Origin of the sequence: Comamonas sp. NyZ500 (assembly GCF_016772095.1) — a bacterium.
In the GTDB taxonomy this organism is placed as follows: Bacteria; Pseudomonadota; Gammaproteobacteria; order Burkholderiales; family Burkholderiaceae_C; genus Comamonas; species Comamonas thiooxydans.
Genome location: NZ_JAEIJE010000001.1, coordinates 629,947 through 643,676, shown reverse-complemented (window position 1 = coordinate 643,676; position 13,730 = coordinate 629,947). Strand labels below are relative to the sequence as shown.

The window sequence follows — 13,730 nt, the reverse complement described above, 5'->3', positions numbered from 1 at the left end:
TGGTGCTGCTGTGGAATCTCTGTCTCGTGGAAGGGAAAATCCATCTCAGCCTGATCCATTGTGGACTGCAAGTCCTCCTGAATCCTCTCCATCCAGGCAAACCTAATCTCGCGGGCTGTTGCGATACGCTAGCATCCTCTTTGCGCCTTGGTGCTCCGTCACATCGTGTGGGATTTCTCCGCCTGCCCCTTCGAGATCCGCTCCATTTATCAGTCATGCCCATCTATGTCGCTCTGCTGCGGGCCGTCAATGTCGGCGGAACCGGCAAACTCCCCATGGCGGAGTTGAAGTCCATGTGCGAGGCCGAAGGGTTTGCGCAGGTACAGGCCTATATTGCCAGCGGCAATGTGGTGCTGGATGCAGATTGCACCGAGCAGCAGCTCAAGTCGGCATTGGAGCGACGCCTGGCCAGTTATGCGGGTAAGCCCGTGGATGTCATCGTGCGCACGGCCCGGGAGATGACGGAGGTGCTGGCCAACAACCCCTTTCCCGAATCCCCAGGCAACCGCACTGTTGCCATCTTTCTCGATGAAGCACCACCAACAGACGCGCTGACCCAGATCAAAGGCCGCAACGACGAACAACTGCAGTTGGGACGGCGCGAGATCTATGTGGCTTATGGTGCTGGAATGGGCAGTTCCAAGCTCAGGATTGCAGCAGCTGCCCAAGGTACGGCCAGAAATATCAACACGATTGCCCAATTGGTTGAAATGGCGGCAGCACGCCATGAAGTTGCGACACGGAAAAAGCGCTGATACCCGCTTGAGCCTGTCGCACGCAGGCGGTGAAAGCGGCACAGCCACCTGACATCTCATCCTTTGTCTTGGCTCAGGCAGGCTCCTTCTATCCACTCTTGCTCATGAATGCATAGTGTTCTGCTGCCGGTACCGGCTTGCGTGCACTCGAATGTATGGAGCCCTGCTCCGTGAAGAGAAAAGGATAGAAGCTCATGCAAGCATCATTGCCCATGCCGGCCACCTCGGCTTCCCAGCCTTCCCAACGCAAATCACGGTAGAAGTCGCGCAGCCCACCTGTGAAAGCCCATTGCACAAAAGCCGTATGCCCCATCTCCAGCGATTCCCAGGCCCAGGTGTCCGGAGCCAGGTAATGGACAGCCCCCAGATCCTCGCCCAGGGCCCCGCCATTGATGGCAAAGAATCCACCCACGGCATCGTCGGCAATCAGCAAAAATCTGCTGCTGCGCGCGCTATTCCACGCCGCGAGATCGCGTGTGAGTCTGGCATGCCCCGAGCCCAGCATTCTGAGCCAGCCCCCGTCGATGAGAATTCCACCGGTTCCATGAGCCATGGCCCCCAGAGGCGAGCGTGTCGTGACCTGCAAAGCAAGCAACACCGAGTCTCTCTGAGCCGACGGAGGAAGACATTCGACAGGAATGCTCGCATCCTGCGCCCAGGCTTGTATCAGCGACAAGGCCGGCTCGTCGCGCTCCAAAAGTTCTGCCAGTGCACGCATCGATCTCCTTTGATGCAAAAGTCAACAACATCGGAATTCTGACATTTGATCTTGGTATCCAGAAGCCTCGTGAAAGGCTTCAAATCGGTGCATGGCTCGACATTGACTTGATGGCTCATTCGCCAGGCATCGGCTTCGGCTGCTGGCTGACGCTTGGCAGTGTCTGGAGCGCTTGCTCCGAATGAGGATGTGACTGATTCAGCCCTATGGTGCAACCAAAGGGGTCAAGCAGCATTGCCGCAGCTGCACCAAGGCTTGTGACAATAGGACCTCGGTACAAAACTGCCCCTCTTTGTTCAAGTTCCCGTATCGCCTCCTGCAGATCAGCCACCTCCCAATAGACTGTCGCCCCGCCGACTCCACCCGGACACTTGCTGTCCTGCGGATGGAAACCAATCAGGCATCCCGGCGTCCTGATAAAAGCGTAGTGATGATTCTCGTATTGCACCTCGGCCTGAAACAATTCGGCATACCAGATAGCAGTGGCATCAATATCTCGGACAAACAGCACGACGGATTCAATTTGCTTCAGCAACATAAGCTCTCAAGGACTCTGCAAAACAGCGGTCCACAAAATATAGCGCTGGCCTGGTGCTGAAAGCAGCCGATATGCAGAAGCCGAGATCTTCTGAGAAGCATGCCGCACAGCAGCCAGGAGCAACCGATCTCCGAGAATGTCGCTTCCTCCTCACCCTCCATTGGGCGGTACCCTGAAGCCCGCCCCTACTCGCGCCTCGGCACGCTCCAGCAAATTCCGGACTTGTGCCAACCAGCGCTGTGCGCGGGCCTCCCCGGATCTTGCTGCTTCAAGCCCGTGCTTGGGCCCAGTTGCAGTCCTGTCATCCAATACGTCATAGCCCGTATCAGGGTCTTCAATTCGATGATTTTTCATGGTCGGTCAATGGTCTTGGGCCGCCAAACATCTGTAAAGTTGAATGATCTGACCATTCAGTTCAGAAAATCTGACTTAAAGTCCATGCGTAACCTGAATCTCGATCAGCTGCAGACGCTGATTGCCATCGCCGATCTCGGTACCTTTGCCGCAGCAGCCCAGGCGCTGCATCTGGCACCACCCACGGTCAGCCTGCACATCAAGGAGCTGGAGGCACGCATGAACGCCACGCTGTTGCTGCGCGGCAGGCGCCAGGCGGAACTGACATCGGCCGGCCAGGTGCTGGTGCAGAAAGGACGCAAGCTGCTCGAGGCCGGCGACGACCTGATCGATCAGGTGCAGCGTCACGCCAGCGGCCGCGCCGGCCTGGTCAAGGTAGGCGTATCGGCCGGGGTCAATATCCGGCTGTTTCCGCTGATGCTCGACGCCCTCAGTCGTCACAGCCCGGGCATTGACATCAAGCTGGAGGCTGTGGGCTCAGCCGACTCCATGCAGCGCCTCAAGGCCGGAACTCTCGATATCGGCCTGGTCGCCAGCCCACAGGTGGAGACGGCCGAGATCATGCTCACGCCCTGGCGTAACGATCCCATGGTGGCACTATTACCTGCCGCCTGGGAGGTCCCCGAGCGGGTCAGCCCTGAATGGCTGGCAAGTCGCCCCTGGGCCTGCTTTGCTTCCGCCACACAGATGCACGGATTGATTGCTGGCTGGTTCGGCCAGGCAGGACTGAGTCCTCGCCCGTTCATTGCGTTGACCTATACCGAGGCGCTCAAAAGCCTGGCGGCAGCCGGTCAGGCTGCAGCCCTGCTACCGCTGGAGGCCATGGAAGAGCAGCAACAACAGAGCAGCGTGCAGATACGGCATCTGTCACCCACCTTGATGCGCCCCATGGCCATCGCCCATCGCCAATTGCCAACGCTGAACCCTGCGGTCGCCAGCGTGCTGGCAGTGCTGGCGAAGTTTGGCAATCAGGCAGCGGCATCCACGCCACGCCTTGCTTGACCTCAGCGCCGCACTGCCTAAAATCGATCCCTTCAACCTTCCAACGAGGCTCTTCACCCATGCGCCATTGATGCCGCCGTCTGATTGACGGCCACCTCCCCTCCTCCCAATTGCTGCCACCCACATGTGCGGCCTGGGGATGTTAGGCATCAACCCATCGCATGGTTCTATGACAGAAGCTCGCCTGACGCTGCATGGCGTCTCCTACACGCTGCCCAATGGGCGGCCGCTCTTTTCCAATCTTTGCTGCAGCTTCAGCTCACAGCGCACGGCACTGGTGGGCCGCAATGGCGTGGGCAAAACCGTACTGGCCCGCATCCTGGCTGGCGAGCTGCCTCCCGGCTGCGGCGGCGTGACGTGTGCGGGCCGCATTCACTATCTGCCGCAAAACCCTCTGGCATCCCGTCCAGATCTGAGCATCGCTGCACTGGCAGGCCTGAGCGACACGCTGCTGGCACTGGAGCGTATTGAGCAAGGCAGCTGCGAAGCCAGCGACTACGAACTGCTAGCCGAGCGCTGGGACATACGTCAGCAGTTTCGGATGCAGCTCGAGCGGATCGGCCTGCCTCCGCTGGCACCGCAAACACCTGCCAGCCAGCTCAGTGGCGGCCAGGCCATGCGCGTGGCGCTACTGGGTGCACAGCTGTCCCTGGCCGACTTTCTGATTCTGGACGAGCCCAGCAATCATCTGGACGCTGCCAGCCGCTCTGCCCTGGCGCAGCAACTGCAGCAATGGCGCAGCGGCCTGCTGTTGATCAGCCATGACAGAGTCTTGCTGGAGGTCATGGACTCAGTTGCGGAACTGACCCCCAGCGCAATCAACATCTACGGCGGAAACTACTCTTTCTACAGAGAAGTCCAGCGCCAGAAAAACCAGAATGCACAAGACGAGCTGGCCCGCCTCAAGCTGGAACGCAGCCGCGCCGAGCAGGCCTTGCGCACGCAGCACGAACGCCAGAGTCGCAGGCAGGCACGTGGTGAAAAGCTGGGAAAGAACGGCAATCAGGCCAAGATTCTGCTTGACGCAAACAAGGAACGCGCCCAGAGTTCGGGCGGCAAGCTGACCACCCAGCAGGCCTCAACGCGCGAAGCCCTGAACCAACGCGTGCGCGAGGCCGCCGAGGCACTGCAGCGCCAGGTGGACTGGCAGGCCGACAGCATCCACTGGCATGCGCCTCAAGAGCCGAGAAGCCAGGGAGACCGCATCATTGCCGAGCTGCGTGATGTGCAACTGCCCCATGTTGGGCCGCACCCTCCTCTGAACCTGGTGCTGCGTGCCGGTCAGCGCATGGCCGTCAGCGGCCCCAATGGCTGCGGCAAGTCCATGCTGTTGCAACTGCTGGCCGGGCAGTTGCAACCGCTGACGGGCGAGTGCTGCCTGAAAGCACCGTTTGCAATGCTGGACCAGCACCAGAGTCTGTTGCACGCCGAATCACCGGTGCTGAGCCAGTTACTGGCCGCCAGTCCGCGTACACCCGAGTCGCTGCAACGTATGCGGCTGGCACAGGTCGGGCTGGATGCTCGCCATATCGATCAGCCTAGCGGGCAACTCAGCGGTGGTGAACGCCTCAAGGCCGCCATGGCCTGCGCGCTTTACCGTGACGAGCCGGCGCAATTGCTGCTGCTGGACGAACCCGACAACCACCTGGATCTGCCATCCATGCAGGCGCTAGAGAGCATGTTGTGCCAATACGCGGGCACGCTGATTATCGTTTCGCACGACACCATGCTGCTCCGTGCGCTGAAGTTGACGCACCAGCTGAGCTTTGCCGCTGAAACATGGACATTGACAACGCTCTGATCACTGCAACCGGCCCTGTCACCGTCATTACCGGCTGGCAGGTCCAGCCCTCGGTTGAATCTCGGTTGTGCAACGCCGTGCATTTTGCCCACGGTTCGGCAATGTTGAAGGCACCTCCAAGCTCCCGAACCATTCATCTACTTGCCCCCTGATTTCGACCTCAGGGGTTCAGGAGGTCTTTTTCCAGCTTCTTCCGTCCGTGGAGCGATAGTCACCACCCGTGGCACAGCAACCGCCCGCACCAAAAGCCATGCGCCCCAGTGTGACCCGAAGCACGCCTTCCTCATAGCGGATGGATTGACGCTGGCAGGAGGTGAAGAACGGGTATGGCTCGGGCGCCAGCACCTTTTCCCAGCGGACTTCGCCCTTTTCCAGAGGCTCCACAAGAAAGACCTCGCAATCGTGGACCAACAGGAGCACCGGCTGGCCTGCCAGCACGCCCTTGAAGACCTGCTCCGGCGCTGCATCACGCGTGGCCTGCGCCTGTTTGCTCAGAGGTGCTTGGGTTTCGCCAGAGTTGCAGCCCGCCAGACCTGTCAGCGCCAGCAGCAGAAAGGAGAACAAGGGCTTTGCGATCATGAGAGTTCAGTATGCCAGTTGCTTGCCATCGCCACGACTGAAATCGTGTTGGAGAATCAAAGCAGTCATCCAGCATATTCCGTGTGATCCGCAATGTCTTCGTGCCCTACGACGTCGGCACGAGCGAGAAGCCCAATATCGCGCCCTCCTGGAGCACGGTGTCAGATCACCAGCGCAAGCTGTGTTTTTTCGAATCGGTCCACGCCCCATGCCCTCTGGGCGAATCTCAAGGCATTGGACTTCAACCCGAAAACCGACAAGATCAAGAAGCTTGAGCTGGGCGCAGGCCAGAGCCATGCCTCTTCGGGCAATGCCACGGCAGAACTCAAGCCCTCGGCACCGTTTCAATTTCTGGGTATCCAAGGTCTGGCGGACTTGTAAAAAAAGCGACCAGCGCTGATGCATCAGCGCTGGTCGCTATGGTTGTAGTGATTGCGACTTAGCCGACCTTGGCGCCCACGCGTTCGCGCAGTGACGCCAGAAGCTCCGCCGGCAGAAATCTGAAAGCCAGTTGCAGCAGCAAAAAGCCGATCAGGCCATCGTCCAGCCAGCCCAGAATGGGAATGCTGTCGGGTACGAAATCTATGGGGCTGACGATATAGAGCGCCGCCAGCACGGTGACCAGCTTGGCCGCCCTGGGCGAACGCGGGTCGCGCAGCACGGCCCAGGCGAGCAGCAGCTCTTTGCGAAAGCGTGACAGCGCACGACCCAGTTTCCACATAGCAGTCACTCCGGCAAAAGTGAAAAAACCGAATCCTCAGTTGCGGTCAAACTGGACGATGGCAAGAGCAAGGCATTGCCGGTCTGCCACAGAATGTATCCAAGAGCCGAAACCCAAAAGCACCAATCCTTTTATCGAAAAAGATTGATGCTCCAGATTTAATAGCAAATCAACCGTCGATCGGGTGTTCCGGCGTCTGCAGCATGAGCTGGTAGAAGGCCAGATCCAGCCAGCGGCCGAACTTGAAGCCCACCTGGGGCATCAGTCCCACGGACTCGAAACCCAACCGCTTGTGCAGTGCAATGCTGCCCGCGTTGGCGGCGTCGATGGCACCGACGAGCACATGCACATCTCCACGCTGCCTGGCCTCGGCAATCAGCAGTTCCATCAATTGCTGCCCCAAACCTCGGCCCCGGTGCTGTGGATGGACATAGACCGAATGCTCGACCGTGTACTTATAGGCGGGGTAGGCGCGAAAACCTCCCCAGCTGCAAAAGCCCAGCAACCGGCCTTGCGCATCCTCGATGCCGATGACGGGGAAGCCGCCTGCACGTTTGGCCTCGAACCAGCTGACCATGTTTTGTGTCGTGCGCGGCTGGTAGTCGTAGAGCGCCGTGGAATTGACGATGGCATCGTTGAAAATGTCCAGAATCGCAGCGGCGTGGCGTTCGTGCGTGCATTGCACGATGTTCAGATCACTCATTTCTTGGCCTCAGGCACCCAAATCAGAGTCGGTATTATGGGCAAGGTCCAAGCAGTCGTGGCCTGCGCAGCGTTTAACTGCACAGGCGCGGGTGCTATAAGAATAGATTCAGCTTCCGTCCCGCCGGTATTTTCAGGAAACCCTCATGCAAAGCAGCGCACGCAATCAGTTCAAGGGCAGTGTCTCCCATATCAGCCACGGCATCGTCACCGATGAAGTCCAGATCCGTACCGAGCACAATGCGGAGCTGGTGGCGACCATCACGCATGGCAGTGCCGTCAGCCTGGGCCTGAAGGCCGGCAGTACGGTGATCGCCATGGTCAAGGCGCCGTCCGTGATGGTGGTGACGAATTGCGAAGGCGTGCGCTTCTCGGCGCGCAACCAGCTCAACGGCAAGATCACCCGAATCAAGCCCGGAGCAGTGAATGCCGAAGTGACCATAGACGCCCAGGGCCTGCAGGTGGTGGCCATGGTCACCCAGGAAAGCACCGAAAACCTGGGCCTTGCCGTGGGCAAGACGGCTACGGCCTTGTTCAAGGCTTCTCAGGTCGTGCTGGCGGTGCTCCCCTGATGAACGAATCCATTGTTCTGCAGCCCATAGGCCGCGTACACAGCCCGTTCAAGCATGCCGTGGGCATGCCCATACAGACCGTGGCTGCCCAGCAGCATGAGGGAAAGATCGAGGTTTTTTCGCCTTTTGCCGCGGGTTTGCGTGATGTGCAGGAGTTTCAATACCTGATCCTGCTCACGCACTTGCATGAAGCTACGGAAAAGCTGGAAGTCGTGCCCTTTATGGACACCAGCAGCCATGGCGTTTTTGCCACAAGGGCACCGACAAGACCCAACCGCATCGGCCTGTCCATTGTCGAACTGCTTGGCATGGACGGATGCTGGCTGCATTTCCGCGGTAACGACATGCTGGATGGCACGCCCGTGCTCGACATCAAGCCCTATGTGCCGCAGCTGGATGTGCGCGAGACAGAGCGCATAGGCTGGTTTGCCAGAGGGCTGGATCAGTTGCCGGGCAGGCTCTCCGACGAGCGCATGCGTTGAGAGCTATTTGTTTTCCGAGCTGGAACAGCTGATGCGTCTATCTCCAAAGCGCAAGCGGCTACTTGATGTGTGGCATGGTACTTAACGCTCTTCGTACCTGCCGGTCACGCGCCCCTGGCTATCCGTCACCACACTGCTCTTGACCTGCCAGACCAGACCATCGAGTCCGGGCACGGTGTACTCGCCGTCGCGCCCCTTGACGGCCTGTTTCCAGGCCTGCATCTGAGCCTGGGTCAGGCTGAGCTTGAGCTCGTGGTCGCTATGCCAGTCCAGCATCCCGCCTTCACTGTCGCCGGCAGGCACCAGCTCCAGCGTGGAACCATCGCCTGCCAGAATCAGCGGGCGGCCATGGGGCAGGCGGGCCGGCAGCATGGCCTTGAGGTCGCGCACGCCCAGGCTTCCCAGACGTATCACGGTCTGCGGGCTGCGCAGCAGGCGCTTGCGATGACTGAAGCCAAGCACATCGTTGTAGAGCACGCCCGTCTTGGAGCCTTCTCGTGCCGCCCCCGCATCGATGGCGGCCTGCATATCGGGCAAGTCATGCAGACTGGGCCGGGCCAGATCGGTGATCCACAACGGCATATAACTCTGCAGAGACTGCAGCGCTCCCAGCACATTCCAGCGGCGTACCTCGCGCAACTCGTCACTGGTCAACCCCACCAGCTGCAGAAACATCAGGTCACCATAGGGCGTGTGAATGGCCGGCAGCTCGGGATCCTGCACAAAGCCCATCTCGGTCAGCAGCGTGTCGGCATCGGCCTTGATAGGGCCGCTGGCCGTCATCCAGTGGCCGGGGGCCAGCACATTGCCGGTGCGAAATACATATCGAGCAATATTTTGCAAGAAGTTAACAGGCCAACTAGGCGGCTCCTGCTCGCTGGCGGCACGCATCAGCCTGAAGCTCAACTCGAAACCATAGCCACTGGGCTTGCCTGGAGCGATGTCGTAGCTGTCGTCGAGATCGCCATACAAATCGCTGAAGCCATAGCTGACATAGTGCCAGTGCGGCACGCCCTGCTCGCTGCGATAGACGCTGACGCCGTCCAGCGGCTCTTCTCCTCCAAGACGAAATTTGATCAGCGTCCCGAAATGCGCGGGCTGCTGATCGCCATAAACCGTCTGCAGCGCCCCATCGATTGCATCCCATCCCTGGCTGCCCTCTTGCCCGTTCGCGTGGGTTTGAGAGTCGTAGGTTTCGCGGGAATTCATGGCCTTTTTCTCCTTTGCCCCAAGTATCAAGGCAGGCGAAAGCCGTTCGAGCGGGATTACAAACGGAGATGTGAGCGAGCGTTTCTGGCAACCATGCGTTCAGAAACCTCGGTCGACCCCTTCGATCTGCCACCAGGCAGGCAACAGTGCACGCACCTCGGCGCGCGCGAAGCGGTCGTCCATCAGCACCAGAACACCACGATCATTCTCGCCACGTATGACCCGGCCAGCCGCCTGCACCACCTTGCGCAAGCCCGGGTAAAGATAGGTGTAGTCATAGCCCAGCCCCACTCCCATGGCCTGATCCATGGCACGCTGCATGGCTTCGTTGACAGGATTGAGCTGGGGCAGACCCAGCGTGGCAACAAAAGCACCGATCAGACGGCTGCCGGGCAGATCCACGCCTTCGGAGAACGCCCCGCCCAGCACGGCCAGGCCCAGGCCCTGACCGCCCTCGACAAAGCGGGCCAGAAATTCGGCACGCCCGGCCTCGTCCATGCCGCGCTGCTGCAGCCACAGCGGCAGTTGCGGCTGCAGCCGCTCCAGGGTGGCGGCCAATTGCTGCAGATAATCAAAGCTGCTGAGAAAACACAGATAGTTGCCGGGATGACGCGCATATTGCTGCGCGATCAACTCGGCCATGGGGATCAACGATGCCTCGCGATCTCGCCAGCGTGTCGATATATGGCCTGCGATATGCACCTGCAGCTGCCGGGCCGCAAACGGCGACGGGACATCCAGCCAGGCAGTATCGGCAGGCAGTCCCAGCAGGTCACGGTAGAACCCGGGCGGGCTCAGCGTGCCCGAAAACAGCACCGTGGCCTGTGCCGCCTCATGGCGTGGCGCCAGATGCGGCCCGGGCACCACATTGCGAATGCACAGCGTGGATGCCGGCGTACGCACTCTGCTCGCACGCTGCTGCTGCGGCGTGGCCAGTTGAATATCAAACAGCGCATGCGGCCCGAACTGATCGGCCAGCGCCTGAAAGTGCAGCAGTTCCCAGTAAAAATCCAGCAAGGCATGGTCGGCAAGCGCGGGCGGCCCCCCTGCGGTCGCATGCCCGGCTATTTCCTGCTCGGCCAGTTGATCCGCTATTGCACCCACGGCCCGCTGCACGGTGCCCAGCAGTGTGTCAGGAATGCCCTCGTAGCTTTGGTAACTGGCCTGATCCTGGGCCTTGTTCAGCGTCTGCCACTGGCGCTGCAGTGCATCGAGTGCCTTTTTGACAGCTCCGGTCGCGGCCTGACGGGCCTGCGCCAGAGCAAACTGGGACAGCGGTGCCGTGTACATGCTGCGCGCGCGCTCCAGCAGATTGTGCGCCTCGTCCACCAGCACGCCCACACGCCAGTCCTGTTGCAAGGCCAGCGCATAGAGCATGGCGGCACTGTCGTAGTAATAGTGGTAGTCGGCCACCACGACATCGGCCCAGCGCACCAACTCCTGCGACAGGTAATAGGGGCAGATGCCATGTTCCAGGGCCAGAGTCCGTAACGCTGGCGCATCCCATAGCGGCAGTTGCAGCGCCTGCTGCCTGGCCGCAGGCAGTCGGTCAAAGAAACCGCGCGCCAACGGACAGGACTCTCCATGGCAGGCCTTGTCTGGATGCTCGCAGGTCTTGTCGCGCGCCTGCATATCCAGGACACGCAGTGGCGCAACCGATGCCGATGCCGATGCCGATGCCGATGCCGATGCCGATGCCGATGCCGACAAAGCTTGCTGCAGCTGCCACAGTGCGTGCAGTGCCAGCCCATGTCCAGTCCCCTTGGCTGTGAGAAAGAACAGCTTGTCCAGCCCTGCTGAATCCGTGGCCCCCTTGCCCATGGCGGCTCCCATGCTCTTGAGCAGGGGGAAAATCGTGGCCAAAGTCTTGCCGATACCGGTCGGGGCCTGGACCATCAGGCAACGACCTCCTTCACTGGCATGGGCCGTGCGGTAGACGGCCACGGCCAGCTCCCGCTGCCCGGCTCTGAAGGCAGGCATGGGAAACTGCAGCTGCGCCATGGCCGCATCGCGCGCCTGACGGTGGGCGGCCTCGCTGCGTGCCCAGACGAGATAGCGGGCACATTGCGATTCGAAAAAGGCTTGCAGTTCGGTGGCAGAACATTCCTCCACCAGCACGGTCTCCTCTGCGCTGCCGATCTGGAAATAGACCAGCGCCAGCTTGATCCGCTCAAGACCGCGCTCCTGACACAGCAAATGACCGTAGACCCTTGCCTGGGCCCAATGCAAGGCCCGATGATGGGGGCGCACGCCGTCAAGCCGGCCCCGGTAGGTCTTGATCTCTTCGAGTTGCTGCTTGACGGCATCAAAGCCATCGGCCCGGCCGCGAACCTGCAGCTCTTCGAACCGGCCGCGGAGCGCCAGCTCCGTCTCGTAGCCGCCCACTTTTTCACGCCGTTTCTGCACCACGACATGCCCTTCCATGCCCTCCAGCGCACTGGGCGCGGGCGTGAAACGCAGATCCAGATCGCCGCCGCGCGCCGTGAACTCGCACAGCGCGCGTACTGCCACGCTAAGCGCAGGTTTCATGACGTGCCACCTTCGTCGCGCCACTGCACATGACAGACGCGCACAGGAATGCCCTGCTCCTTGCAATAGGCCAACCAGCGAATCTGGTTGTCCTGCAGCTTGTCACCCGGCGCTTTGACTTCCACCAGCTCGTAGCGTGAGCCGGCATCGGACCGCAGAGGCCAGAAGCGCACCAGATCGGGAAAGCCGGTGCGGTTGGCCTTCAGGTCCAGCAACAGCCGCGCGGACAGACTCCGCAGATGGACGGCAGGCATGCAATCCAGCGCCAGCTCCAGCAGCTCTTGCGTCAATGAGCCCCAGAACACAAATGGTGACTGAACCCCTTGCTTGTCGGCAAAACGCTGGCGAATCGTGGCCCGGTAGCGACCGTCCTCCAGCTCGGCCAGACAGGCATCAAACAGCGGCTGGCGGCGCAGCACAAAATCCGGTGCACCCAGATCGGCCGGCCCACTCTGAAAGGGATGAAAAAACGCCCCCGGCAGCGGCGCAAAGATGGCGGGCCAGCACAGCAGACCGAATAGCGAGTTAACCAACGCGTTCTCCACATAGAACACAGGCGCATCGACGCTATGCCAATGGGCTTGCAGCGCGTACTCCACCGCCATGGGCTGGGCGGGTCGGTCCAGCAGCACATCGCTGCGCAGGGCCGCCACGGCCGGGGCCAGAGCTGGCTGGCGCCCCACGGCCCCCAGTCCCAGGCTGCGGCTCAGACGCGGCAGCATGCGCGCCACACGCTGGCGCTCCTCCTCACTTTCAGGCGCGGCTTGCGCCTGACTGGCAAGAGCCAGCGCCTGATCAAAGCATTGCATGCGCTCCAGCACGCGAATATGACGGTGGCGTGCACCCGCATAGCGGCTGGCCGTGTAGGCCTGAGCCGCCAGCGGCCAGTCCTGCCGCCTCTCGCACATCTGGCCAAGCTTCAGCAGAACCTTGGCCCGGCGCATGTCCAACCATGGGTTCTCGCTATGATTTTCAATAAGCGCAGGCAGCAATTGTGCCGGCTCCACGCCTTCGTCGAGATCCCGACGCCGGGCCGATATCTCCAGATAGAAGTCCAGATCTTCGCGGCGTTGAAATGCGCGCGAGTCAGCATCCAGCGTCACCGGCTCGTAGCGAAAAATACCGAGGTCGGCCAGCACGAACTCCGACCAGTCCTGGTAGAGATTGCCAAAGAACATCAGCCTCAGACGCTCTCCCAGCTCACCCACCATGACGCGCCAGACAGGTTCCACGGCCTCGGGATGCCAGACAGCATACGGCAGAGGCTCGGGTTGCCTCTCAGCCAGCAGTTGCAGCATCTCGGCCTTGCGCATGGAGGAGCACAACTCAAAGCCAGTCAAGATCTGCAGCAGCTCGGGTTTGGTGTGCAAGCCGAATAGTTCGACCGCCTCCATGGGCTCGGTGGTACTGAGCCAGCCACGCTCCAGCAAGGGCGCTGCAGCATCGACCGTCACCGGAATCTCCTCATAGGCCAGCTTGCTAGCTCGAAACCAGGGCCCGCGCCGCATCAGCATTCGTACCAGCAGCGCCCTGGAGTTCTGCGGCAAGCGCGCAAAGCCGGCGATGAAATCAGCCTCCTGCTCGCTGAGCAGATCTCCATAGCGCTGCGCCAGCCAATCCAGCGCCTGCTGGAAGTTGTGCAGATAGTAGCAGCGGTGCGGCGCAAGAATGGCGGCCTGGGATGCGGTCACGGTGACGCTCACAAAATGCTCGGTGAAAAGACGGCTGGATGCCGACAATGAACCTGTATTTTCATACAGCCCACAAA

The 13,730-nt window shown here is 60.8% G+C and carries 14 protein-coding genes; 6 read left to right on the top strand and 8 right to left on the bottom strand.

All coding sequences use genetic code 11. The features are described 5' to 3' along the window. The first annotated feature begins 215 nt into the window (after positions 1–215). Positions 216–755, top strand: a complete 540-nt coding sequence (locus JAO85_RS02835; protein ID WP_202787406.1) for a DUF1697 domain-containing protein — start codon at positions 216–218, stop codon at positions 753–755. 88 nt (positions 756–843) lie between these two features. Here the strand turns inward: JAO85_RS02835 and JAO85_RS02830 are convergent, their stop codons facing one another. Together JAO85_RS02830 and JAO85_RS02825 are read right to left on the bottom strand one after the other, a co-directional pair. Then, entirely contained in the window at positions 844–1,473 is a 630-nt protein-coding gene (locus JAO85_RS02830) for a DUF2625 domain-containing protein (RefSeq protein ID WP_202787405.1), read from the bottom strand. A gap of 115 nt (positions 1,474–1,588) precedes the next feature. After that, complete coding sequence (locus tag JAO85_RS02825) at positions 1,589–2,011, bottom strand: VOC family protein (RefSeq protein ID WP_202787404.1); 423 nt, start codon at positions 2,009–2,011, stop codon at positions 1,589–1,591. A 438-nt stretch (positions 2,012–2,449) separates the two neighbouring features. Between JAO85_RS02825 and JAO85_RS02820 the strand changes: the two genes are divergently transcribed. Both JAO85_RS02820 and JAO85_RS02815 read left to right on the top strand, forming a co-directional pair. Beyond that, positions 2,450–3,367 (top strand): LysR family transcriptional regulator, encoded by a 918-nt coding sequence (locus tag JAO85_RS02820; protein ID WP_039051053.1) that lies wholly within the window; start codon positions 2,450–2,452, stop codon positions 3,365–3,367. 169 nt (positions 3,368–3,536) lie between these two features. Beyond that, entirely contained in the window at positions 3,537–5,168 is a 1,632-nt protein-coding gene (locus tag JAO85_RS02815) for an ATP-binding cassette domain-containing protein (protein WP_202787403.1), read from the top strand. Between the two features lie 168 nt (positions 5,169–5,336). Here the strand turns inward: JAO85_RS02815 and JAO85_RS02810 are convergent, their stop codons facing one another. After that, a complete protein-coding gene (locus tag JAO85_RS02810) occupies positions 5,337–5,747 on the bottom strand; it encodes a hypothetical protein (protein ID WP_039051055.1) in 411 nt (136 codons plus the stop codon). A 234-nt stretch (positions 5,748–5,981) separates the two neighbouring features. Between JAO85_RS02810 and JAO85_RS02805 the strand changes: the two genes are divergently transcribed. Next, a complete protein-coding gene (locus tag JAO85_RS02805; RefSeq protein ID WP_164091398.1) occupies positions 5,982–6,128 on the top strand; it encodes a hypothetical protein in 147 nt (48 codons plus the stop codon). Between the two features lie 58 nt (positions 6,129–6,186). On the opposite strand, the gene JAO85_RS02800 is transcribed toward JAO85_RS02805, so the two are convergent. Together JAO85_RS02800 and JAO85_RS02795 are read right to left on the bottom strand one after the other, a co-directional pair. Further along, positions 6,187–6,468, bottom strand: coding sequence for a YkvA family protein (locus JAO85_RS02800; RefSeq protein ID WP_012838288.1), 282 nt, complete (start codon positions 6,466–6,468; stop codon positions 6,187–6,189). A 169-nt stretch (positions 6,469–6,637) separates the two neighbouring features. Then, a complete protein-coding gene (locus JAO85_RS02795) occupies positions 6,638–7,171 on the bottom strand; it encodes a GNAT family N-acetyltransferase (RefSeq protein ID WP_202787402.1) in 534 nt (177 codons plus the stop codon). A 145-nt stretch (positions 7,172–7,316) separates the two neighbouring features. On the opposite strand from JAO85_RS02795, the gene JAO85_RS02790 reads away from it, so the two are divergent. Together JAO85_RS02790 and tsaA are read left to right on the top strand one after the other, a co-directional pair. Beyond that, positions 7,317–7,742, top strand: coding sequence for a molybdopterin-binding protein (locus tag JAO85_RS02790; RefSeq protein WP_012838287.1), 426 nt, complete (start codon positions 7,317–7,319; stop codon positions 7,740–7,742). Next, the gene (gene tsaA, locus JAO85_RS02785) at positions 7,742–8,224 is read left to right on the top strand and encodes a tRNA (N6-threonylcarbamoyladenosine(37)-N6)-methyltransferase TrmO (RefSeq protein WP_202787401.1); all 483 of its coding nucleotides are present in this window, start codon (positions 7,742–7,744) and stop codon (positions 8,222–8,224) included. Before JAO85_RS02790 ends, tsaA begins: the two co-directional genes overlap by 1 nt. Positions 8,225–8,305: 81 nt before the next feature. Here tsaA and JAO85_RS02780 read toward each other — a convergent pair whose 3' ends face one another. From JAO85_RS02780 to JAO85_RS02770, 3 genes are all read right to left on the bottom strand, one after another. Further along, positions 8,306–9,433, bottom strand: a complete 1,128-nt coding sequence (locus JAO85_RS02780; protein WP_202787400.1) for a suppressor of fused domain protein — start codon at positions 9,431–9,433, stop codon at positions 8,306–8,308. A gap of 99 nt (positions 9,434–9,532) precedes the next feature. After that, positions 9,533–11,962 carry an ATP-dependent DNA helicase gene (locus JAO85_RS02775; protein WP_202787399.1) on the bottom strand — a complete coding sequence of 810 codons (2,430 nt, stop codon included), beginning with the start codon at positions 11,960–11,962 and terminating at the stop codon, positions 9,533–9,535. Next, the gene (locus tag JAO85_RS02770) at positions 11,959–13,632 is read right to left on the bottom strand and encodes a VRR-NUC domain-containing protein (RefSeq protein ID WP_202787518.1); all 1,674 of its coding nucleotides are present in this window, start codon (positions 13,630–13,632) and stop codon (positions 11,959–11,961) included. The genes JAO85_RS02775 and JAO85_RS02770 overlap by 4 nt, the downstream gene beginning before the upstream one ends. Positions 13,633–13,730 lie beyond the last annotated feature (98 nt).